Raw genomic sequence first — 23929 nt, forward strand, 5'->3', positions numbered from 1 at the left:
GTTAAGAAGCAAGGTCATAACGCTGTTCAATCAAAGGTTTGCCAAAGGCTATGGATGGTTTTTCTTCCGTTAACCTAAACCCATAGCGTTTGTACAAAGCGATGGCCGGTTCCTGTTCGTGCGTAGTCCAGAGATAAGAGGAAGTATAGCCCTTCTCTTTGTGGAACGCCATGAACAAATCCATCAGCTTTTTACCCAACCCTACACCCCGGTACTCCGGCTCTATCAGAAAGAACCTTAACTGGGATGCATTGTCCGGGCGGTGCGTGAGGAGCAGAAAACCTACTATTTTGCCCTGATGTTCTGCCACCCACACCCTGTCCAGGTTCGGGTCATACTGGCTGTAAAACTCATGAAACCCCTGCGCCACATAGCTTTCAAACTCAATACCATAGTTACACTCGTGCTGATACAGGGTGCCATGGCGGTAAGTCACAAACCCGATGTCGCCGGGCTTTAAGGTTGTTCTGATCGTAATATCACTAAGTTGCATTATAATATTCAGTCTTTGTTTAACTCGCGTGCTCTGAAGTAACAACCCAGCGGTCACTGATGTTTTTCCAGACCTGCGATGATACACCACCCATCAGGCGCTTACCATCCAGCTCAATCTTCCAACGGAAAACAAAGTAAACGGCCTCTTTGGATACCTGCTCTATATGTAGCGGCTCGTAACTATAAACGCCCATTTTGCTGCGGTCAGCAAAGTCCTGCAGAAACATGTCGTACACCTGCTGGTAGCCTTTTTCGGTGCCGCCTTTACTTATCCAGAGCATCTCCGGGGAGTTCCAGTAAAAGGTCATCGCTGTTTCCAGGTCGCCTTTGTTCCACGCGGAAATCTGTCCTTCCAACGCTTTTTTTACTTCCTGTACGGCATCGCCTTTAGGCATGGTAAACGACGAAACTATAGTTGTGGTAGCCATCAGCAGCAGTGTTAGGTAAAGTAGTTTCAGGTTACTGGCCATTGATGCCATGTAGTTTTTTATGAACCAGGTCCAGAATGCTCTTCATGTCGCAGTCTTCAAAAATAAACTCGTCGTAACCGTTCGCAACCATTTCATCTTTCATATGCTGCGGGTCATCGGCCAGAATTAAAGTTGGTTTGGCATGGTGGTTACGAATGCGAGGGCCAAACTCGCGTACATAAGCCGATTCTGATGAGGCTACTACCAATACTTCGGCAGGCGTACTTTGTAATTTGTCAGAGGCTTCTTCTACGGAGCTGTAGTGCTGTAGCTGCGTCTCGAAACCGGCGCAGCTGAAAAGCTCCTGGGCGAAAGTGGCATTTACATGGCGTTTCTCGCTATCGCCGATAATGGCAACTATAGCTTTAGGACGACGCTGACGCTTCCGCAAATGCAGTTCGGTAGCCATGCGCATTACTTCGGTTGGGTAAGCGGCGCGTGTGGTATCAAATGCTTCGCTCTGGATCAGTTCTTCCGGGTCAAAATCTATTTTCTCTTTCGGATTCGGGTATTTGTTTGTACCAACCAGTACCATGCGGCCCTTGGCAATATCACGGAATTTGCGGCGGCTTACTTCTGTAATGGAGCCAAGTATAAAGCCATTCTCATAAGCTTCTTCAAAACCACCTTTCGCTTCCACTTCATTAAACAGCGCCCAGGCCTGGCCTGCTAACTGGTCTGTAAGCGACTCTAAATAATAAGATCCGGCGGCAGGGTCAATGGCTTTATCTAAGTAGGCTTCTTCCTTTAATATGATCGAAACGTTGCGGGCTATTCGCTCCGAGAACTCGTCAGACGCTTTAAAAGTGCTGTCGAAAGGCGATACTGTAAGCGAATCGGCACCGGCAAGTACTGCAGACATGGCTTCGGTGGTTACGCGCAGCATGTTCACGTACGGGTCCAGGGTTGTCTGGTACCAGCTTGAGGTGCTGCTATGAATGCGCAACCTGGATGCCAGTTGAGGATCTGCGTTGTAAGCTTTAACTATAGCTGCCCAGAGCAGGCGCAAGGCACGAAGTTTGGCTATCTCGAAAAAATAATTGGTGCCCGCAGCCATATGAAACTGCATATTCTGCAAAACGACTGCTGTTGATTGCCCGGCGTTTGTTAAGCGGTGCACATAGGCTACGGCAGCGCTCAGCGTATAGGCAATTTCCTGAACGGCAGATGCGCCGATACTGCTGAAATTAGTGCCGCTGATGGTGATGCCGTAAAATTCAGGGCTATCTTCAGTCAGGTTCAGTACTTCTAAAATGGCTCTGTTTTCTTCTCTTGTCAGCTCGCCCTTGGCTGTCATGGGGTCATACTTCACAAATCCTTTCAGGCGCTGGCTTGTAACCTGGTTGGCGCTCAGTTTGCTTTGCAGGCGGTTCAGGAACTGTTCAGGTTTGTTTTGTAAAGTATAGCTGATGCAGCATGTGTTCAGGTCCGCTTTGCCCAGGAGGTAAACTATATCGAAGTGGTCAGGCTGTGCAAGAATAAAATGAACACCGTCGGCACCGCGTGCAATGGCATCAGCTGCTTTATCTATAGCCGTTCTGCCATTGTCTTCTACTTTAATTTCCTGAATGTTAAGCCAGGTATTTGCATCTGTTTTTGTGCCGCGCAGATAAGGATAATCGCCCGGTTTCTGCTGTGTGGCAGCCAGTTGCTCTATATCTTCTTTGGTATAGTAGGGCTTAATGTCGAGGCCTTCGTAGGTGTGCCAGGTGAGCTGCTCCAGTGGCGTATCGCGCAGATCTTTACGGGCGCGCTCTTCCCAGGCGGCTGCCGAAGCAGTTGTAAATTCCGAGAATAGCTTCTGAGTGTGTTTGTTCTCGTCCGTCATCTTAGGTATAGATATAATTTGATGTAAAGATATACTTTACTTTATGTTTTTAATAAGTTAGCATGGCCTTAGCCGCTTTATTTAATACGTGAAACAAAGGCTTGGTATGCCCAGTAGCCGATCAGCAACCATATAATTACGATAACAGCAGCCATGGTATAGTTTACCTGGCGGGGTTGCTGCAGCATTTGCCGTGCTTTTTGCCGGTACTCGTCCAGCACAGCTGCGGGCATTAGTTTTATAGTTAGCCAGATACCCATTGGCAGCAAAACCAGATCATCTACATAACCCAGCACAGGAATAAAATCGGGAATAAGGTCGATGGGACTGAAAGCGTAGGCAACTGTAAGTACCAGCACAACTTTCGCCAGGAACGGAATACGTGGGTCCCGCGAAGCCAGGTACAGGGTATAAATGTCTTCTTTCAGCTTACGAACTATATCTTTCCATTTACGGAGCATATTTTATACTACGGTAATCAGCAGGGCAAGAGTTGGTTTTAAGCTGGCAGGATGATCGGGAACTATAGGTTTGAACTATAAAATTGCTATATTTCTACGTAGTACCAGAACTAAAACTTACCTGTATGCACAAAACATTACTAACTATAGTTGGCGCCGGACTGCTGGCCCTTCCTGCCACTGCCCAGGATGCAAAACTGCTTGCCCGAGCCAATTCCATGGCCGACAAAACAGAAAAGAAAGTAATTGAATGGCGGCGCGATTTTCATGAGCACCCCGAACTTGGCAACCGCGAAGTAAAGACCGCTGAGAAAATAGCTGCCGAGCTGAAACGGTTAGGCATTGAAGTAGAAACCGGCGTAGCGCACACCGGTGTGGTGGGCGTGCTGAAAGGCGGAAAACCCGGACCTGTAGTTGCCCTGCGTGCCGATATGGATGGTTTGCCTGTAACAGAACGTGCTAATTTGCCTTATGCATCTAAAGCAAAGAGTACTTACAACGGTCAGGAAGTTGGCGTAATGCACGCCTGCGGCCACGATACGCATGTGGCCATGTTGCTGGGCGCTGCCGAAGTGCTGGCCGGAATGAAGAAAGATTTGCCTGGAACGGTTAAGTTTATCTTTCAGCCTGCCGAAGAAGGCGCACCGGCCGGGGAGAAAGGCGGCGCTTCGCTGATGGTGGAAGAAGGCGTGCTGAGCAAAGGACCAAAACCGGAAGTAATATTCGGGTTGCATATTAACTCCCAGACCGAAGTTGGAAAACTGAAGTACAGGCCCGGCGGCATTATGGCCAGTGCTGATTTGCTTAAGATAAAAGTGAAAGGCAAGCAGGTGCATGGCGCGAGCCCATGGGCTGGTGTAGATCCTATAGTTGCGTCGGCGCAGATCATAAACGGCCTGCAAACTATAGTCAGTCGCCAGCTCGACCTGACCGAAGATGCCGCTGTAGTAACGATTGGTAGCATACACGGTGGCGTGCGCAACAACATCATTCCGGAAGAGGTGTTGCTGGAAGGCACTATCCGTTCCCTGAACCCCGAGATGCAGAAACAGATACATGAGAAGATAAAACTGACAGCTACCAAAATTGCCGAAAGCACCGGTGCCACCGCCGAAGTAACTATAGCAGAGATGGCACCTGTAACATTTAACGATGCAGCCTTAACCCAGAAAATGTTGCCAACCCTGCAAACTATAGCCGGCAAAGATAATGTGCTGCTGATGAACGCCATGACCGGCGCCGAAGACTTTGCCTATTACCAGCAGAAGACACCCGGGCTGTTTGTGTTTGTAGGCGGTATGAAAAAAGGCCAGGACCCAGCCACTGCCCCAGCCCATCACACGCCAGATTTTTACATCGACGAAAGCGGCATGAACCTGGGCGTTAAAACACTGCTAGGCCTTACATTAAACTATATGATGGGGAAGGGCAAATAGTAGGACTAATGATTATCTAGATGGAAATAACTATAGCTAGTTTATGTCCTAACAAAGAAGAATTTTTGTTGAGAGGTAAATTACTTTGGCAACTGCTCAATAGGCATAAGGAGATAAATTTTAGAATATTTGGTTTCTGGTTTGGATTGTTGATAATATTTCTGTTTTCAGCCTACACTCTCAGCGAATTAATAGAAAAGACAGAATCTGCAGTTTTAATTACTTTAACAGGACTAGTATACCTTTATTTGCTGACGACTCATTACATCAGTAAGAGAGAGTATTTTAAACACATCAAATTAGTTGCACAACATGAGGCTGAACTTGGTCCAGCAGAAGTTTATATAAATGCTCAAAAGATAACCTATAGGGATGGTAAGCAACAATTCTCCTACCCATTGAATAAGGTAATACAGTTTACTCATTATAAAGGCTATATCTTTATTCTAACTAATAGGGATAACCTTCACCAATCTATTATTTTAAATAAACAAGATATTAGTGAGCAACAAAATCAAGCATTAGATACTCTTTTGTACAATAAGTAAAGAAAGAAAACCGGCAAGCCTGCGCTGTTATTGCAGCACCAACTTGCCGGTTTGTTTATGTCCGCTTTTTGTGGTTAAACTATAAAAGTATAAGCCCGAAGTTGTAGTACCTGGTCTTCTGATCTCTGTGGTGCCCGGTTGTAGTTGCTGCTCCAGTAAAAGCTTGCCCTGCAAACTGTAGATGCGCAGTGTTGCGGGTGCTTCTGCCTGAACAGTAAACTTATCCTGTGCCGGGTTTGGGTATATTAGGTAAGTTGCTACGGCTAGTTCTTCTGCGGTTGCTGTTGGTAGTTGTTGTGTAACTATAACCTGTACCTGCATCTCTTTAACTATAGGCGCGCCGGCATAAGAAGCTCTTTGGCCAGCCATACGGGCCGGGTTGTAGGTAGCTTTAAAGGTTATAGCTTGTGGATTATAAGTTGTTTGATATACGCTTGGCTTAAATATCAACTCTCCAACTTTGCCCTCCGTAGTATCCCGAACAGTAAAATTGAATTTTTCGGCCTTAGCAGCCAATGCACTTTCTACACTTAATTCCTGTACGTAGCCATCCATGTTTTCAGCAAACATGCTGAGCTTTACTGTGTTGGTTGCCAGGAATATGTAATAACCTTCATCTGTCTTCGTGTATTTGTTCTGTCCCTCTAGCTTTATGATGGGTTGATCATCACGGATTATGATTCCAATAGACTTAGTATAGGAGTACCTACCATCAGTACCATAAAAATTAACAAAATAAGGGCGGTTTCTTATCAGGCTTTTATCAGGCTTAAAAGCGAATGTTCCTTTTACTCCGTGATAATCGATATCGTAGGTAACAGGTACCTTTAGGACGTGTGATAACTCGCTTGTAAAATAATTCCCTTTTCCGGTTACATAGTATTCATCTGGTTTCATATAGTTATAGCGCATCTGAAACTTTACCTCATCAGTTGCTTTAACTATTAAGTAACCTTCTGTGCTGTACTTCTGATTCTCAGTTTTTATTAATTCAAGCCACGAATCACCACTGTCAATAACCAGAATCTGCATTTCATATTCAATCTCGCTAATCATTGTGCCATCCCGCCATTCTTCTATCGCCACGGCGTAAATATATTCCCCTTTTCTGCAGGGAGCATCCCAGGTAAACTGACCATCAAGTTCTGAAAGATTGAACTCTGCATCACCTGAATAAGTAGAGTTACTGCACTTAAAAGTTTGGTCAGGCAAAGTATAACCAGTTACCGGAATAACATTGCCTGATTTATCGATAGCTTTTGGCGTAATAAGTTTAAAAGCGAGACTGTCGCCATCTGAATCGTGTGCTAAAAAATTATAGTTTACTGCTTTCCCGATACTGGCAAATACAGGCATTGGCGACAAGAACTGTGGACTGCTGTTAAAGCCTACACTTCCGTTTATAGTTACTGTTGTCTGTCTATAAATGGGAGATTGATCGCTGGGCGGAGTCATGTTAAGAAGACCCGGGTTACGGTTTATGATAACGTGTGAAACCGTATAAATCCCGTCGCTGGCATAGGTGTATTCCCATATATATACCTCCTTATCTACCAGGGATGAAAGTGCACCGACAGGCGTAATCGAACGTCGTTGTACTATTATATTATTCCCATCCCCCATTTTAATTTCAACTTCAGGGGAGTCAGCCTGGGATGCTCTATCAGTAAATGTTGTTAATGTAAAAAATAACCTCCGTGGAATTGGATTCGCTGTGGTATCATACTTGAAAGTTATGTAACTACCTCTGTGGTGTGTAGCCGAAGCACTAACAAAGCAAAGCAACAGCAGGACGAAAAGTATAAGTTGTTTCATAGATCAGGTTAAAAAGTCACTAAAGATAACAGCTTGTTATTAAATATAGCAACTATAGAATATAAATGTTAACTTAAGCAATGAAACCGTTGGCAGGTGAATTGTTGTTGTGCCACAGCAGCTATATCCGTACTTTTGTGGATAACTCGCATCTTACCATTTATGAAGCACCCGATCTATCGTTATATAACTGCCCTTTTGCTTGCCACGTCTGTAGTTGGTTGTCAGCAGAAGGTGTGGCAGCCACAGGCCAGCCTACAGCAAACCGACGTAGCCGTTGACAGCACTTTAACCGCCGACCCGGAAACCGAAGCCATGATTGCCCCTTACCGAAAGCAGGTAACCGCCAAAATGAGCGAAGTGATTGGTACAGCTCCCGTCGAGCTGCGCAAAGCAGAGTACGAATCGACGCTGGGTAATTTTGTGGTAGACCTGTTGCTGCAGGAAACCAATAAACTGGTAGACGAACCGGTAGACATGGCCCAGACAACAAATGGCGGTTTGCGCGTGCCGCTTCCGGCCGGACCGATAACAGTGGGTCATATTTTTGAACTGATGCCTTTCGAGAACGAAGTGGTAGTTTTAACCCTTGATGGTCCGGCAACACAGGAGCTGTTCGACTTTGCTGCCAAAACAGGTATTTCCCCGATTGCCAACGCCACTTACACAATACAGAACGGCAAAGCCACAAACGTTAAAATTGGTGGTAAACCCCTGGATACAACACGCAACTATACCATTGTAACATCAGATTACCTGGCAGGTGGTGGCGATAACATGGAAATGTTCAAGAAAGCCATCAGGTCTGAAAAAGTGGGCATGATGATGCGCGACATGATCCTGAAACATATAAAAGAACTGACTGCAGCCGGCAAACCTATAGTTGCCGACACTGCCAAACGTGTTACCGGCGCACAATAAACTATAGTTAGTCATGAAGAGAAGAGATTTTTTAAAGTACAGCGCCGTAGGTGCAGCCGGCTTAACTATAGTTGGTTTACCTTTTAGCTCCCAGGCAGCCAGTAAAACTATAAAGCTTACCATTCTGCACACCAACGACCAGCATTCGCGCATCGATCCGTTTCCGAACGATGGCCGCAAGTTTGCCGGAATGGGAGGGATGGCCCGCCGTGCCAGCCTGATAGAAAAAATACGCAAAGACGAGCCTAATATTTTGTTGCTTGATTCAGGTGATATCTGGCAGGGAACCCCTTATTTCAACTTTTTTAACGGCGAGCTGGAGTACAAACTGATGAGCGACATGAAATACGATGCCGCCACTTTAGGTAACCACGACTTTGACCTGGGCCTGGAAGGACTGGCAAAGCAACTGCCGGCTGCCGGTTTCGAGTTCGTGAACTCCAACTACGATTTCTCTAAAACTATCCTGAAAGATAAATTCAAGCCTTACAAGATATTCGAGAAAGAAGGTATCCGCGTTGGCGTGTTTGGGTTAGGGATACAACTGGAAGGTTTGGTTGGTAAAAAGCAGTTTGGCGAAACCGTGTATTTAGACCCGGTTGCAAAAGCGCAGGAAATGGTAGCCGAGCTCCGCGAAAACCAGAAATGCCATATGGTTATCTGTTTGTCGCACCTGGGCTATAGTTACCAGACTCAGAAAATAGATGACCGCAAGCTGGCAGCGCAGGTAAGCGGCATCGACCTTGTTTTAGGTGGCCACACCCATACGTTTATGGATGAGCCGGAAGTACTGCGCCATGAGTCGGGCCACGAAACACTCATTAACCAGGTAGGGTATGCCGGTATCTATTTAGGCCGTATCGACTTTGAATTCAATAAAAAAACGAAGGAAAAAACAACTATAAAAACGGCTGCACTGCCTGTGGATAACCCTGTATTAACTTCGTGAAAAAATAATTTTTTGTTTACTTATATTTAAGCAAATTTGTAACCCCCCTGTCGAATAAGGAGAGGTTTGCTTCACCAAACTAATCTAGTGTGCTTTGGAAAATTGGATGATTAAAGATTGTACGACTGTATGGAGTAACTGCCTGCAGGTTATTAAGGATAATATTGGCGAACAGAGTTTTAAGACCTGGTTTGAGCCGATTAAGCCTATATCCCTGCGCGATGGTGTGCTAACTATACAGGTGCCTAGCCAGTTCTTTTACGAGTGGCTGGAGGAGCACTATGTGCAACTTCTGAAAAAGGTCATTTACCAGGAGCTCGGAGCCGATGGACGTTTGGAATATTCCATTATTGTTGACCGCGGCAACGAGTCTAACAAACCGCAGACGGTTAACATCCCTACTAAAAAAATACCGGCAGCTGTCGTAAACTCGTACCGCCCGGAGCAGAACTTCATCAAGAGCCCGTTCGAGTCGAAGACGATAGACAGGAACTTCCTGAACTCACAGTTGAACTCGGCCTATACGTTCGAGAACTATATCGAGGGAGACTGTAACCGCCTGGCGCGTTCTGCCGGTTACGCGGTGGCAAACAAACCCGGTACTACATCTTTTAACCCGCTGATGGTGTATGGTGGTGTTGGTCTTGGTAAAACGCACCTGGTGCAGGCCATTGGCAACCACATCAAAAACAGCAACCCCGACAAGTTTGTGCTTTACGTTTCGTCGGAGAAGTTTGTGAACCAGTTCATCGAATCGGTTAAGACTAATAACGTACAGGACTTTGCTAACTTCTATCTGCTGGTAGATATCCTGATCATTGACGACGTACAGTTCCTGAGCGGTAAAGATAAAACCCAGGAAATGTTCTTCCACATCTTCAACCACCTGCACCAGTCCGGCAAACAGATCGTGATGACGTCTGACTGTCCGCCACGTGACCTGAAAGGTTTGGAGGAACGATTATTATCGCGCTTTAAGTGGGGTTTAACTGCAGATTTACAGAGCCCGGACTTTGAAACGCGTATGGCCATCATCCAGAAAAAGATGCAGGGCGACGGAATTGATATTCCGGATAACGTGGTAGAGTACCTGGCTTACAGCGTGGATACCAACGTGCGTGAACTGGAAGGCGTGCTGATCTCGTTGATCGCACAATCATCGCTGAACCGGAAAGAAATTGACCTGGAGCTTGCCAAGCAGGCCCTGAAACATATTATCGAGGATGTAGAAACGGAAGTAAACCTTGACTTCATCCAGAAAACAGTAGCCGAATATTTCCAGGTTAGCCTGGACTCACTGAAAGCCAAGACCCGTAAAAAGGAAATTGTAACGGCACGCCAGGTGGCCATGTATTTTGCGAAAGAGTTTACCAGCCACTCGCTTAAGTCAATTGGTTACCATTTCGGTGGCCGCGACCACAGTACCGTCATCCACTCCGTACAAACCGTTTCCGACCTGATTGATACGGACAAGAAATTTAAAGCCAGCATACAGGAACTTCAGAAGAAATTTAAATCGAAAGCCGGATAGAAAAACTTTACTTTATAAATGACCGGGGCTATAGTTGCTGAAACTATAGCCCCGGTTTGTTTTTGAGAAGTAAACTATGGCGTGAGCGACCTTGCTCGTGATTTGCTATAGTTTGGCCTCTGGCCTAGAAGGATATTGAGATTAAACTTTTTAGTTCGACACGGAAATAAATTCTGTGCCAGCAAAAGGAGAGTGACATCTTTAGAGTACTATAGAACTGAACTATAGCAATGGTAGCAATTCCCATCTCGGGAGGAATAGGTTAAAACAGCAACTATAGAACTATAGCTACTGCCTTTGCCATACTTGTCCTTCCAGGCCAATTGAGTCAAGAGACTCAATTCCATAGTAAGTCACGAGCGTAGACGCTCGCGCCGGCAATGACGGTTTAGGAGCATTGTAAACACTGGCAACAAAAAAGCGGGCTGTACTTTCATCAAGTACAGCCCGCTTTTTTATAGTTACGAACTTATTGGTTATTGCTTGCTTCAGTTACCTCAAAGCCATGCTGTGTGGCCAGGTCACGAACTTTACCTTTGATCTTGTCTTTGTCGCGGCGCTTACGAACCTGCTTTAAATCGAAGTAGGTTTGGTTATCGTTTTTTTCTGTAACCCGAAGAGCCAACGGCGAAATATGTACTGCTTTAATTTCAGGGATAGCGACCAGGTGCTTCGGTCGGAAAACACCATGCTTGCGCACAATATACTCCGGCGTAACTTCTATATAAGACTGAAATCCGAAAACAGAAGTGTTCTGTAGTATAACGTAAACCAGGAAAGCCAGTGCCAGGCCAAAAAAAGCATGGAACAGGTACGAATCACCGGAAGAGCTATCTGAGAACGCCAGTATAGCAGCCCAGACAACCCACAACAGCGTGAGCAGGAGCTGGATAGAAAACGACAGCTTTGCGCTGCGCGAAGGACTTAACTGAATAAATAACGACGATCGTGCACTGCTACTGCCAGATGCTGCCATGCCATACTGATTTGGTGGAACATAATGCCTTTTTACAGGCTAGTGCAAGATAATAAATTATTCTGTAAGTGTTGCGTTCACTGTAATTTCTGGCACCGAAGCCAGTGCTTTCGAAACCGGGCAGCCTGCTTTCGCTTCTTTTACGAGTTGCTGAAAATCAGCGTCCTGCATGTTAGGTACTTTGCCTTCTACCGTCAGTTCTATTTTAAGTATAGTTGGTGCACCGTCTGTTTCTCCTAAAGTAACATTGGCATTTGTCCTGATATAATCAGCTTTCAGGTCTTTCTTGTCTATCAAAGCGCTCAGGAACATCGAAAAACAACCGGCATGTGCTGCTCCGATCAGTTCTTCCGGCGAAGTAGCTTTGGTGTCGTCTCCGAAACGGGATGCAAACGAGAAGCCCGTTTTTACATTGCCACGGCCGGTTTCAAATTCGCCGTTGCCTTCTTTCAGGCTGCCATTCCATTGTGCTTTTGCTTTGTGCTGTTTCATGGTTTTGTATTGTTTAGGTAAACTATAGAACTGAGTTATGGTTATAGGGTACTCTATTAGTCCGGATTTTGTTGGTTTTGCTTTTGGAATGCACGCATTAAATAAGTCAACCTTTAACTTTAACTGATAACTGCCTATATTTACCAACTATAAACAGCAGCAATGTATGGGTGTAAAAGCGTGGTTGAGTAAATATCTGGCAGGGTATGTGAATAAAAAGCAGCAACACTGGATACAGAATCCGGTACAGGCACAAGAAGCAGTTTTCAGGAATATTGTCTCTGGTGCAAAGCAAACCGTTTTTGGCCGCGACCATCACTTCGAAACTATAAATTCCCACGCTGATTTTGTAAAAGCTGTGCCCGTGCGCGATTACGAAGGCCTTAAAAGCTATTTTAACCGCATTAAGCAGGGCGAATCAGATATTACATGGCCGGGCACGCCGATCTACCTGGCTAAAACATCGGGCACCACTTCCGGTACCAAGTATATCCCGATCACCAAAGACTCTATCCCAAACCATATAAACGGAGCTAAAAATGCCCTGCTGGCTTACATTCACGAAACAGGTAATTCCAGGTTTCTGGATGGCAAGCTGATCTTTCTGTCGGGGAGCCCGGTGCTGGAAGAAGTAGGTGGCATTAAAACCGGTAGGTTGTCGGGTATCATGAATCATCATGTGCCCGGTTATTTGCGCACCAACCAACTACCCAGCTACGACACCAACTGCATCGAAGACTGGGAAACAAAGCTCGATCAGATCATCGAAGAAACCATAGACCAGGACATGACACTCATTTCGGGCATACCGCCGTGGGTGCAGATGTATTTCGATAAGCTGATGCGCCAGACGGGCAAGCAGATAAAAGACATATTTCCGAACTTCTCGCTGTTTGTGTACGGTGGCGTAAACTTTGAGCCGTACCGCAAAAAGATGTTCGAGTCGATTGGCCGCCAGGTAGACAGTATCGAAACGTTCCCGGCATCGGAAGGCTTTTTTGCTTACCAGAACGAACAGAACGACAAAGGACTATTGTTGCTGCTGGATGCAGGGATTTTCTATGAGTTTATCCCGGTAGAAGAATATTTTAACGAAAACCCGACCCGCTTAACGATTGGTGAAGTAGAACTGGGCAGAAACTATGCACTTGTTATAAGCAGCAATGCCGGCCTGTGGGGCTACTCTATTGGGGACACCGTTAAGTTTACAAGTTTAGAACCGTATAAGCTTATAGTTTCGGGTCGCATCAAGCACTTTATTTCGGCTTTTGGCGAGCATGTTATTGGCGAAGAAGTGGAGAAGGCCATGCAGCAAACCATGAAGCGGTTCCCATCGGTAGAGCTTGTGGAGTTTACTGTAGCACCTTTTGTAAGCAGCGGCGAAGGCGAATCGTACCACGAATGGCTGATTGAGTTCTCGAAGGCTCCGAACAATTTTGATGACTTTGAAAAAGAGCTGAACCAGCAACTTCAGAAACTGAACAGTTATTACGACGACCTGATAACCGGGCATATTTTAGCTAACCTGAAAGTACGCGTTTTGCCAGTTGGTACGTTCCGGAACTACATGAAGTCGCAGGGCAAACTGGGCGGCCAGAATAAAGTACCCCGTTTAAGTAACGACCGGGCGCTGGCAGATGGCTTAATCAAAGTAGCGAGTGCATAAGTATGGGTGCTTGGTAACCCACCCCTGCCCCTCACAGGAGGGGAATTTTGGCTATAGTTATGGCTTAGTATTATAGTGCTATAGTTACAGACCAGATCGGACAGGTCGCGACCTGTCCCTACGGAACTAGCACCACGATAAGGCGATGCAACTATAGCTGTTCAACTAAAGACGAACTATAGCTATCGAACTGATCACAGTCTTTGGGTTGAGCGCCTTTGCTTTGTTGCGGTGCCGTCAGGCAACCCGAGGCACGAGGGTAGCAAGAAAGCAGCAGCGCGATGCCCGAAGACGGGGCCTCCCGGCCGTGAGGGCACCAAAGCTGAATTGAAACTATAGGCAAGTAGAGCTCCCAGGATTAGAGGTAACTATGAAAGGAAAGGCTTGGATTGAAAAGTAAAGTAGCAAACTATAGAACTCAGATTTCTCACTCTGTTCGAAATGACAAAAGGGGTAAATCAAACTATAGGATATATAAGGTCCCCAGTCTTACACTCAGAATGACAAATAATGAACTATAAAACTATAGCTCAATAATATAAAACCAGAAATAACATCAAAAGACATTAAATTCGTCTTCTGATTTACAAAAAGCTAATGAAAAGAATTGCCATACTTGGTTCAACAGGCTCTATAGGCACGCAGGCGCTGGAAGTGATAGCCGCCAACCCTGAAAGCTTTGAACTGGAAGTAATAACCGCTTACAACAACGCCGATTTACTTATTGAACAGGCTTTGCAGTTTAAACCGAACGCAGTAGTAATTGCACGCGAAGACCTGTATACTATAGTTAGCGATGCCTTGCAGCACGAAGATATTAAGGTGTATGCCGGCGCTAACGCCCTTTGCTCGGTTGTTGAGATGGGTACTGTGGATATGGTGCTGACAGCGATGGTAGGCTATGCCGGGCTCCAGCCAACTATACGCGCCATACAGGCCGGTAAAGAAATAGCCCTAGCCAATAAAGAAACGCTGGTAGTTGCCGGTCAGCTGATAACGGAACTTGCCCGTGAGAAAGGTGTGAATATTTACCCGGTTGATTCGGAGCACAGCGCTATTTTCCAGTGTTTGGCAGGCGAGTTTCATAACCCGATCGAGAAAATTATCCTTACGGCTTCCGGCGGGCCGTTCAGGGGCCGAACTATAGATGAGCTTAAAATTGTAACCAAAGCGCAGGCACTCAAACACCCGAACTGGGACATGGGCGCCAAAATAACGATTGATTCTGCCAGCCTGATGAACAAAGGCCTGGAAGTGATCGAAGCAAAATGGCTTTTCGGACTGCGCAACGACCAGATAGAAGTCGTGGTGCATCCGCAATCTATAGTTCATTCGCTGGTACAGTTCCAGGATGGCTCTATTAAAGCGCAGCTTGGCCTGCCCGACATGAAGTTACCGATACAATATGCCATGGGTTACCCGAATCGCCTGAAGTCTGACTACCCACGGTTTAATTTCATGGATTACCCGCAGCTAACGTTTGAGCAGCCAGACCTGAAGACGTTCCGTAATTTACAGCTGGCTTTTGATGCCATGGCGCAGGGCGGTAATATGCCTTGTATCCTGAACGCAGCCAACGAAATTGCGGTAGGCGCATTCCTGCAGGATGAGGTTGGTTTTCTGGAGATGTCGGATTTGATCGAAAGCTGTATGGCAAAAGTTGCGTATATTGCGCACCCTTCTCTTACTGACTATGTTGAAACAGACAGGGAAACCCGCTTAATGGCTACTAATTTTCTGAAAAACAAAACTGTTTAGCCAGACATCGGTTCTTTAACACAAATTATACTTGCATATTTTTTCTTAGATGGACATAGTAATCATGGTTGCCCAGCTTATCCTGGGCCTTACAATTTTAGTTGGTTTGCACGAGTTGGGGCACATGCTCACAGCAAAGTGGTTTGGCATGCGCGTAGAGAAGTACGCGATCGGTTTTCCGCCCAAAGTTTTCAGTAAAAAGATAGGTGAAACAGAATACATGCTGGGCCTTATCCCGTTGGGTGGTTTTGTTAAGATTTCCGGAATGGTGGACGAATCAATGGACACAGAAGCCCTGAAAGAAGAGCCGAAACCATGGGAATTCAGAGCGAAACCAGCCTGGCAGCGCCTTATCGTTATGATGGGCGGTATCATTGTAAACGTGATCACAGGTATCGTTATCTATATTTTCCTGACCTACAACTATGGCGAAAGCTACCTGCCTGCCCAGGAAGTAAAGTATGGCGTAGTACCAAACGAGATCGGTAAAGAGATCGGTTTCCAGACCGGCGACAAGATCGTAGCTGTAAATGGCAAGCCGCTTGAGAAATTCAATGACGTTTATTCCCTGGATGCCCTTTTAGATCGTGGTTCTTATTATACAGTAGAGCGCAACGGCGAGCAGGTAAAAATACCGGTTCCGGTTGACCTGATGGATAAGCTGGCTGATAAAGAAGAGCGTATGCTTTTTGTGCAGCCGCGCCAGCCGTTTATGGTTGATATGGTGGTGGCAGGAAGCAATGCCGCTGATGCCGGTCTAAAGCCAGGCGATTTTATACTATCTGTTAACGGACAGGAAGCCAAGTTCTTTGATGAGTTTAAACAATTACTTGAAAAGAATGCAGGCAAACAGATAACCATGAAAGTAGAGCGCGGCGAAGAAATTGTTGACCTGAAAGCGCAAGTTGAGCCGGACGGAACAATCGGATTTCAGCAGAAGCCATTGCTTAACTATGCTACAAAAGAGTATAGCATCGGGGAGGCCATTCCGGCTGGTACCGAGCAGGCGTTTGGCGTAATTACAGCTAACCTGAAAGGCTTTGGCAAGATCTTCCGTGGCGAAGTTGATGCTTCAAAAGCGGTGAGCGGCCCGATCGGTATTGCCCAGATCTTTGGCGATACCTTTAACTGGTACAAGTTCTGGTCAATTACGGCTATGTTGTCTATGGTGCTGGCTTTCATGAACTTCCTTCCAATTCCGGCGCTGGATGGCGGCCACGTTATGTTCCTTACTTACGAGATGATAAGCGGACGTAAGCCATCAGATAATTTTTTAGAGAACGCCCAGAAAGTGGGTATGGTATTGTTGTTAGGCTTAATGGCTTTTGCTATATTTAACGATGTGTTCAAGTTGATCTTCTAAAAAGATTTCAAATGAAAGCCTTCGTTGCCGTTATCCTTACCAGTGCCTTTTTTCTTTTTGCCTTTACCTTAGCCACTGCCAACCCGGCAGCCCGGCTGCAAACTATAACCAAAAACGCTGTCGCCGTGCAAAGCGACAGCGTTTACATGGTACAGCAAGGCGACACTTACTATAGCCTTTCGCGCCGCTTCCAGGTTCCGCTCGACTCTCTCCAGAAATGGAATAACAACCAGTTACAGATAGGGCAGACGCTCTACCTTAAAAACCCTGCAAAGTCTAAAACTATAGTTTCGGCCAAGCCTGCCGCTACACCAAAGCCAGCTGCTAAACCGGCATCCAAGCAAACTATAGCCGCGCCAGCAACATCGGCGGTTAGCACGTCAGCCTCTGCCTCGCCAAAGCCAACTACTGCAGCCAGTAAAACAAAACAACGCGTATTGGTCGTGCCTTTCGATCCGCACCTTTACTTCTCGGATGCTGATGAAGAGATTGCACGCGAGTCTAAAATTCCGCGCCAGGATGTACGCTATGCTTTCCGGAACCGCCTGAATGCCATGCTGGCCCCGGATGGCTACGAAACCATACATTTGCTGGGGGGAGTTTACCGCGACAGCGTAAGCGAACTGAGCAGACTGTACAAATCACTGAGCTATAGTTACCAGGATAACAAGAAATCAAGGTACAACACGCAGCCGGAAGTGGAAGAGCAGAAAGGTGGCGTGCTGAACTGGGTAAATAACCAGAAAGAAAAGCTGGGAGCGGAGAAAGAGACCGGACCGATGCCTGCTTCAAAAGATCCGAACAAGCATTTTGGAGTGAAGGTAAAAGACCCGCAGTTCTATAGTTACTTCAACAACCAGTATGGCATTGATTATTACGTGTTCATCAACCAGTTTGAGGTTAAGACTAACTACGAGCATTGCCTGGACAGAGCAGCCCTGAACTATGAGCGCGATTTCCTGGTTCATTATTCGATCTATAACAACAAAGGCGAACTGGTGTCGGGCAATAAGGTAAAAGTGCCCTATCACTCCAGCATGAACGATGTGCAGCGTATCGTTAGCGATAACATGCCGAATATGGCGCAGCGCGTACTGGCCGACCTGCCGCCTTCTCACAGGTAATTACAACTATGAACTATAAATTTTTACTGATAGCTATAGTGTGCCTTCTGGCAAGTACGGTAACTATGGCCCACGACTATCACGCCAGCATTACCGATATCAAGTTTAACCCGCGTACGCAAAGCCTGCAGATAGCTGTTAAGGTATTTACCGATGACCTGGAAACTGCCCTTTCGAAAAGAAGCAAGACTAAAGTAAGCTACGACCCGGCGTCAGAAACTATAAAACAACAGCTGGCCAGTTACATGGCGGCAAACATGAAGTTTGAGCTGGCAAAAGGCAAGCCACTGAAGCAGCATTTTGTAGGCTCTGAAGAGGATGCTGACGTAGTGTGGGTTTACTTTGAAGTGCCTGTGCAGCAGGCCACGCTCTCGCAACTATACATCCAGAACGCGGTGCTTACAGAGCTTTTTGATGACCAGATGAATATCGTGAACCTGGACTATAAAGGTAATATGCACAGCATGCTGTTTCAGAAAAGCGAAACCGGTAAAAAGCTGACGTTCTAATGCCGGCTGCTCCTGAAAAAGGAGTTTACCTCGTATAGTACTCCCAGTAAGATAACAGCAAACAGGTTTCCGGTTAGAAAAGGAATAACCAGCTTTTCGAGATCGCTAAGCCCTAAGCGGGGTGGCAGCGCCAGTAGCATAAATACTGCCCCTATAAAACCGATAAATACCCAGTAAGGTAACCAGGAGAACCAGTTAGAACGCTTTACTGCTATAGTTGGCAGCGTGCTGAGGTACCAGCCAATAGCTGCAAGGCCAACAAACGTGCTGGTGTGCTGGATAACCCGTGAAAGCGGCAACTCTATAAAGCCCAGCGAAACAGGTGTTAACAGGAAACTATAGTTGCGGACGAAGTATTCGTTGGAGTGTGTAAAGCTATCCCAGAAAAGGTGCGTGAAAGAGCCTATGAGTACTGAAATGGCAAAAATGTGTCCGTTCCTTAACAAGTATCTTCCGATCTTTACAGGCTTTACAGCCGATGCCCGCTCCCTTAAATATTCCGGCAGATTAGTAATTGCCTGCTCCCGCACCAGCACATGAAAAACGACAGCCAATACTATAGCCATCGGCAGGTTGAAAATAAAAAGTCCTTTTAAGGAATGGCTGAGCGTGCCGTAGCTGCGATATGGTAAAAAGTAAGCAAAATCAGGGGCAATACTGCCAACTATAAGCCCGGTGGTTGAGAACCAACGGCTTTTCAGACGTAGCAGGGGTAAAATAAGAGCAGGGTGAGCGGCTGTAAAAGGCATACCGTTGTAACGCTTTATCGGCCGTTTCTGTCTAACTTTTCAGGTTTAATTACTTTAAATTCTACGCGGCGGTTTATGCGGCGGTCATCTTCAGTCTTTTCTTCGCGTAGCGGTTTGGTGCTGCCAAACCCAAACGATTCTATACGGCCGTGCCCGATGTTCCCCTGTTCTTCAATATATTTTCGGATGGCATCTGCACGGTCCTGCGAGAGGGCAAGGTTAAACTCGGGGTTGCCGGCAGCATCCGTGTGGCCGGAAATCTCCAGTTTAAAGGTTGGATGATCTATCAGGAAGAGCGCCACTTCGTCCAGGATCGGTTTCATCTCTTCTTTTATATCAGACTGGGCCTGGTCGAATTCAATGTTCCTGAAAACCATAGGTACACTATAGTCTATCAGCGTCGTCATGATCTGGAATACGGTATCCTGCTGCAGTGATATCTCCCTTTCTATCGTAAAGAAATCCGGGCTCTGGATCAGCATCATGTACTTGGTGTTATCGATCAGGTCGAACTCGAAAGTGCCGTCCGGGCGAATGTATTTGGAAGATATTTCGATGCCATTTTCCAGGTCGATAACGGAGATAATGCCCGAAAGCGGTTTGTTGCTTACAGAGTCTAAAAGCGTTCCTTCTATCTTGGTTACGGCCAGCGGGTGTGCTTCCATTGGCAACGGAAAAGAGAAAAGATCGAGGTTATGCAGGTCGCTGGCTTCGGAGCGGGCATAATACAGGTTCTTCGATTTAGAGTCGATGGCAAAATAATATTCGCTGCCACGGCCATTTACCAAAGGCCCGATGTTACGCGGTTCCTGCCATTGCCCGCCTACACGGTATGTTTTATAGATGTCGAAATCGCCGAAATTGTATAGTTGTCCGCGTGAGCTGAAATATAAAACCTGGTAAAGCGGGTGGAAGAACGGGCTTACTTCACTTTCGCGGGTGTTTATCACAGGCCCGGCATTTTCGGCTTTCTGCCACTCGCCTTTCTTGTTTTTATAAGTATAGTAGATGTCGGATAAGCCAAAACCGCCCAGCCTGTCAGAGGCAAAGTAAATAGTGTCTTCGCTGGCTGTTAAAGTTGGCTGCGAGTCCCAGGAGGATGAATTTACGCCAGCCCCAAGGTTCTTGATGTTTCCCCAGGTGCCATCGGCCTGCTTGGTGGCCACATAAATATCGCAGTTACCAAAACCGTCCGGCGATTCGCAACGGGCAAAGTAAAGGGTGTTGCCATCGCGGCTCAGGCAGGCCGATCCCTCGTTGTAAATACTGTTAATGGGTTTACCAAAAGATTGCGCCGCCTCCCAGTAACCATTTTCCTGGCGGGAGTAAAACAGGTCTTCGTTGGCGCGGCCGTTTATGCCTTGTGTGTTGCGCTGCGAAGTAAAGATCAGAACCTCGTCTTCAGAATTTATAGTTGGGCCGTAATCTTCGAAAGGCGAGTTGATGGCATTGCCCATGTTCAGGTATACGCCTTTGGGCGGCTGAAATGAAGCGACAGACTTACGGTATTCTACGAGCTCATAATAATAGTTAAGCGGCACATAGTAGTCTTTGGTGTTTTGCTCCAGCGAGTCGTAGTAAGAATACACACGGCGAACATCGGAACGGTGATGTTTGAGCACCAGGCGGTAAAGCGCTTTGGCTTTATCGGCCTGACCTTGTTTTTCTAGCAGCTGGCCGAGGCGCCAGATGAGCGGAGTATCTTTGTAAAAGTTTTCAATGCCGAAGTTGTTTACATATGCTTCGAGCAGGGGAAGCACTTCGTTATAGCGGCGTTTCTTTTCAAGCTTTTGTATTGCCGAAAGTTTTTTCTCGTCGTGGTAGTAAGGTATTTTGTTCAGGTTCGGGAAAGTGATCTGTACTTCCTGTTTCGGGGCTTTTTTATGCACCTTTATACCTGGCTCATTATCAAGGGGAATATGTTTATACTCCTGTGCCAGGCAGATTACCGGTACAAGTATAAAAAATAACACCAGCAGGTATGATCTATTCATTTTCCATCTTGTTTTTACCTGATGCTCAAAGATATTAATTTTGAGCTATATTTTTGTAATGAAATAGCTGAGATGTCATTTTATTTTGGGCAAAATACCTGATATCTTTAAAGCCTACTATTGCTGCAGGGAACTATAGTTGGCACAAGTCTTGACTATAGTACTGCAATTCAAAAAAGGCCATATGTGTGGCTTTTTTATGTCATTCTGGCATTGACACAAAACATGAAGTATACTTTGAACAACTTTCTGCATAACCTTTTACTTAGCTCAACTTCAGAGAACGAAAACGAAGAGCTGATTCCGATTATAACAACAGACCCTGAAGAAGAAATACCTGCAGAGGAATTGCCAACCGAACTGCCAATACTTGCAGTCCGGAACACGGTGCTTTTCCCTGGCGTAGTACTGCCAATTACTGTTAGCCGCAAAAAATCAGTGCGGTTAGTGCGCAAGGCTTATAAAGGCGATAAAACTATCGGGGTAGTAGCCCAGAAAAATACGAATGCCGATGATCCGTCGCCGGAAGACCTGTTTAATGTAGGTACGGTTGCCCGAATCTTAAAGGTGCTTGTGCTGCCGGATGGCAATACAACTATCATTATACAGGGGCACAGCCGTTTTCAGATAGATGAGATAATTCAGGAAGACCCTTACCTGACGGCACGTGTTAGCTACTGCAAAGAGACCAACCTTAACAAGAAGAACAAGGAGGTAAAGGCGCTGGTACAATCGCTGAAAGATGCGGCTGCCAAAATACTGAAACTGAACCCTGAAATACCACAGGAAGCACAGGTTGCTTTAGATAATATTGACAGCCCGAGCTTTCTGACGCATTTCCTGTCGAGTAACCTGAACGTGGAAGTGGCTCAGAAGCAGCAGCTTCTGGAAGTGAATGACGGGACCGAACGAGGTACACAATTGCTGCAGCTTATGTTGCGCGAAGTGCAGTTGCTGGAACTGAAGCAGGAGATCCATACCAAAGTACACACTGATATAGACCAGCAGCAGCGCGACTATTTCCTGCGCCAGCAGATAAAAGTACTGCAGGATGAACTTGGTCAGGAGAGCCCGGACCAGGAAATTGAGCGTTTCAGAGATCGTGCCGCCAAAAAGAAATGGCCTGAGGCAGTTGCCAAACATTTTAAGAAAGAGATAGATAAGCTGGCCCGCCTTAACCCGCAGGCTGCCGAATACCCGGTTGCGGTAAACTATATCGAGTTCCTGCTGGACCTGCCGTGGGAAGACTATACCAAGGATAATTTTAACCTGAAGCGTACCAAAAAGATACTCGACGCAGACCATTACGGCTTAGAGAAAGTAAAGGAACGCATCCTGGAATACCTTGCTGTTCTGAAACTGAAAAACGACATGAAGGCGCCTATCCTTTGCCTTTACGGACCTCCGGGAGTTGGTAAAACATCACTGGGTCGTTCTATAGCTACTGCCTTAGGTCGTAAATATGTCAGAATGTCACTGGGTGGGGTTAGAGACGAAGCAGAAATTCGTGGCCACAGAAGAACGTATGTGGGCGCTATGCCGGGCAAGATCATCAGCCAGATTAAAAAAGTAGGCTCGGGTAACCCGGTTATCATCCTGGATGAGATCGATAAACTGGCATCCGATTTCCGTGGCGACCCGTCATCGGCGTTGCTGGAGGTGCTGGACCCGGAGCAGAACCATACCTTTATGGATAACTACCTGGATGTGGAGTATGACCTGTCCAAGGTTCTTTTCATAGCTACTGCCAATTCACTGGACACGATACAGCCAGCCCTGCGCGACCGTATGGAGATTATCGAGCTGACTGGCTATACGATGGAGGAAAAGCTGGAAATAGCCAGGCGCCACCTGGTACCAAAGCAGATAAAAGACCACGGCCTGGAAGAAGCAGATGTGAAGCTGCCAAAAGCTACGTTGCAGAAACTGATCGAAGATTATACCCGCGAATCCGGGGTGAGAAGTCTGGAACGTAAAATAGGCCAGTTGGTTCGTAATACGGCTAAGCTGAAGGCGATGGAAGAGAAATACAACACGACCATTAAGCCGGAAGATGTGGTAAAGATCATGGGTTCTGAGATCTTCGATAAAGAGATTTACCAGGATTTCAGTACAGCCGGCGTAGTTACAGGCCTGGCCTGGACCTCGGTTGGTGGCGACATCCTTTTTGTGGAATCGATCCTGAGCAAAGGAAAAGGAAAACTTACGTTGTCCGGTCAGTTGGGTGATGTGATGAAGGAGTCGGCTGTTACGGCGCTGTCGCATTTAAAGGCACATTACCAGTTGTTGGATATCGATTACCGCGTTTTCGACCAGTACGATCTGCATATTCACTTCCCGGAAGGCGCTGTTCCAAAAGACGGCCCGTCGGCAGGTATTGCTATTTTTACGTCTATAGCCTCGGTTTATACCCAGCGTAAAGTGCGCTCCAAACTGGCCATGACCGGTGAGATCACGCTTCGTGGCAAGGTATTGCCGGTTGGTGGAATTAAAGAGAAAATTCTGGCTGCCAAGCGTGCTGGCATTACCGATGTGATCCTGTGTCAGAAAAACCGCAAAGATATAAACGAGATACCGGAGCAGTACATTAAAGGCCTGACCATACACTATGTAGACCGCGTGGAAGAAGTTATGAAGATCGCCCTACTAAAAGAAAAAGTAAAGCACCCACTGGACCTGACTGTAACCGAAGACAAAAAAGTGGAGGTTGAGTAAGTATTAATTGTTAAATTGTTAGATGGTTTAATTGTTGACTTGCAGTATAGACTCTATCAGTTGCGTCTTTAACATTGCTGAACTCAACAATCAACAATTTAGCAATTCAGCCATCCAACCATTAAGCGT

Annotated in this window: 20 protein-coding genes; 11 read left to right on the forward strand and 9 right to left on the reverse strand. The window is 46.3% G+C overall.

Going from position 1 to position 23929, the window contains the following annotated elements; all coding sequences use genetic code 11:
* Window position 1: 1 nt before the first annotated feature.
* The 4 genes from GSQ66_RS17290 to GSQ66_RS17305 all read right to left on the reverse strand — a co-directional run bounded on the left by GSQ66_RS17290 (window position 2) and on the right by GSQ66_RS17305 (window position 3254).
* Window positions 2–493, reverse strand: a complete 492-nt coding sequence (locus GSQ66_RS17290; RefSeq protein WP_162428600.1) for a GNAT family N-acetyltransferase — start codon at window positions 491–493, stop codon at window positions 2–4.
* A 19-nt stretch (window positions 494–512) separates the two neighbouring features.
* The gene (locus GSQ66_RS17295) at window positions 513–974 is read right to left on the reverse strand and encodes a YybH family protein (protein ID WP_238395743.1); all 462 of its coding nucleotides are present in this window, start codon (window positions 972–974) and stop codon (window positions 513–515) included.
* Window positions 955–2793 (reverse strand): methylmalonyl-CoA mutase family protein, encoded by a 1839-nt coding sequence (locus GSQ66_RS17300; protein ID WP_162428601.1) that lies wholly within the window; start codon window positions 2791–2793, stop codon window positions 955–957. The genes GSQ66_RS17295 and GSQ66_RS17300 overlap by 20 nt, the downstream gene beginning before the upstream one ends.
* A gap of 77 nt (window positions 2794–2870) precedes the next feature.
* Window positions 2871–3254 (reverse strand): YkvA family protein, encoded by a 384-nt coding sequence (locus GSQ66_RS17305; RefSeq protein WP_162428602.1) that lies wholly within the window; start codon window positions 3252–3254, stop codon window positions 2871–2873.
* 125 nt (window positions 3255–3379) lie between these two features.
* Between GSQ66_RS17305 and GSQ66_RS17310 the strand changes: the two genes are divergently transcribed.
* Both GSQ66_RS17310 and GSQ66_RS17315 read left to right on the forward strand, forming a co-directional pair.
* Window positions 3380–4690 carry an amidohydrolase gene (locus GSQ66_RS17310; protein WP_162428603.1) on the forward strand — a complete coding sequence of 437 codons (1311 nt, stop codon included), beginning with the start codon at window positions 3380–3382 and terminating at the stop codon, window positions 4688–4690.
* Between the two features lie 20 nt (window positions 4691–4710).
* The gene (locus GSQ66_RS17315) at window positions 4711–5238 is read left to right on the forward strand and encodes a hypothetical protein (RefSeq protein WP_162428604.1); all 528 of its coding nucleotides are present in this window, start codon (window positions 4711–4713) and stop codon (window positions 5236–5238) included.
* A gap of 27 nt (window positions 5239–5265) precedes the next feature.
* Here the strand turns inward: GSQ66_RS17315 and GSQ66_RS17320 are convergent, their stop codons facing one another.
* Window positions 5266–7053, reverse strand: coding sequence for a T9SS type A sorting domain-containing protein (locus GSQ66_RS17320; RefSeq protein WP_162428605.1), 1788 nt, complete (start codon window positions 7051–7053; stop codon window positions 5266–5268).
* Window positions 7054–7215: 162 nt separating this feature from the next.
* Between GSQ66_RS17320 and GSQ66_RS17325 the strand changes: the two genes are divergently transcribed.
* The 3 genes from GSQ66_RS17325 to dnaA all read left to right on the forward strand — a co-directional run bounded on the left by GSQ66_RS17325 (window position 7216) and on the right by dnaA (window position 10454).
* Complete coding sequence (locus tag GSQ66_RS17325) at window positions 7216–7974, forward strand: 5'-nucleotidase C-terminal domain-containing protein (RefSeq protein ID WP_162428606.1); 759 nt, start codon at window positions 7216–7218, stop codon at window positions 7972–7974.
* 13 nt (window positions 7975–7987) lie between these two features.
* Entirely contained in the window at window positions 7988–8923 is a 936-nt protein-coding gene (locus tag GSQ66_RS17330) for a metallophosphoesterase (protein ID WP_162428607.1), read from the forward strand.
* Window positions 8924–9029: 106 nt separating this feature from the next.
* Complete coding sequence (gene dnaA / locus GSQ66_RS17335) at window positions 9030–10454, forward strand: chromosomal replication initiator protein DnaA (RefSeq protein ID WP_162429130.1); 1425 nt, start codon at window positions 9030–9032, stop codon at window positions 10452–10454.
* A gap of 469 nt (window positions 10455–10923) precedes the next feature.
* On the opposite strand, the gene GSQ66_RS17340 is transcribed toward dnaA, so the two are convergent.
* On the reverse strand, window positions 10924–11430 hold the full coding sequence (locus GSQ66_RS17340; protein ID WP_238395744.1) for a hypothetical protein: 507 nt from the start codon (window positions 11428–11430) through the stop codon (window positions 10924–10926).
* A gap of 57 nt (window positions 11431–11487) precedes the next feature.
* Complete coding sequence (locus tag GSQ66_RS17345) at window positions 11488–11922, reverse strand: OsmC family peroxiredoxin (RefSeq protein WP_162428608.1); 435 nt, start codon at window positions 11920–11922, stop codon at window positions 11488–11490.
* Window positions 11923–12088: 166 nt separating this feature from the next.
* Between GSQ66_RS17345 and GSQ66_RS17350 the strand changes: the two genes are divergently transcribed.
* The 5 genes from GSQ66_RS17350 (at window position 12089) to GSQ66_RS17370 (ending at window position 18342) form a co-directional block, all read left to right on the forward strand.
* Window positions 12089–13588, forward strand: a complete 1500-nt coding sequence (locus GSQ66_RS17350; protein ID WP_162428609.1) for a GH3 auxin-responsive promoter family protein — start codon at window positions 12089–12091, stop codon at window positions 13586–13588.
* Window positions 13589–14185: 597 nt separating this feature from the next.
* Window positions 14186–15346 (forward strand): 1-deoxy-D-xylulose-5-phosphate reductoisomerase, encoded by a 1161-nt coding sequence (locus GSQ66_RS17355; protein WP_162428610.1) that lies wholly within the window; start codon window positions 14186–14188, stop codon window positions 15344–15346.
* 49 nt (window positions 15347–15395) lie between these two features.
* On the forward strand, window positions 15396–16709 hold the full coding sequence (rseP, locus tag GSQ66_RS17360) for an RIP metalloprotease RseP (RefSeq protein WP_162428611.1): 1314 nt from the start codon (window positions 15396–15398) through the stop codon (window positions 16707–16709).
* 11 nt (window positions 16710–16720) lie between these two features.
* Window positions 16721–17833 (forward strand): LysM peptidoglycan-binding domain-containing protein, encoded by a 1113-nt coding sequence (locus GSQ66_RS17365; RefSeq protein WP_162428612.1) that lies wholly within the window; start codon window positions 16721–16723, stop codon window positions 17831–17833.
* Between the two features lie 8 nt (window positions 17834–17841).
* The gene (locus GSQ66_RS17370; protein ID WP_162428613.1) at window positions 17842–18342 is read left to right on the forward strand and encodes a DUF6702 family protein; all 501 of its coding nucleotides are present in this window, start codon (window positions 17842–17844) and stop codon (window positions 18340–18342) included.
* Here GSQ66_RS17370 and GSQ66_RS17375 read toward each other — a convergent pair.
* Together GSQ66_RS17375 and GSQ66_RS17380 are read right to left on the reverse strand one after the other, a co-directional pair.
* Entirely contained in the window at window positions 18339–19091 is a 753-nt protein-coding gene (locus tag GSQ66_RS17375) for a DUF4184 family protein (RefSeq protein WP_162428614.1), read from the reverse strand. The genes GSQ66_RS17370 and GSQ66_RS17375 overlap by 4 nt on opposite strands.
* Before the next feature lie 14 nt (window positions 19092–19105).
* On the reverse strand, window positions 19106–21085 hold the full coding sequence (locus tag GSQ66_RS17380; protein WP_162428615.1) for an OmpA family protein: 1980 nt from the start codon (window positions 21083–21085) through the stop codon (window positions 19106–19108).
* 225 nt (window positions 21086–21310) lie between these two features.
* Here GSQ66_RS17380 and lon point away from each other — a divergent pair, with 225 nt between their 5' ends.
* Window positions 21311–23800, forward strand: a complete 2490-nt coding sequence (lon, locus tag GSQ66_RS17385; protein WP_162428616.1) for an endopeptidase La — start codon at window positions 21311–21313, stop codon at window positions 23798–23800.
* The last annotated feature ends 129 nt before the right edge of the window (window positions 23801–23929 follow it).

The organism is Pontibacter pudoricolor, assembly GCF_010092985.1.
Taxonomy (GTDB): domain Bacteria; phylum Bacteroidota; class Bacteroidia; order Cytophagales; family Hymenobacteraceae; genus Pontibacter; species Pontibacter pudoricolor.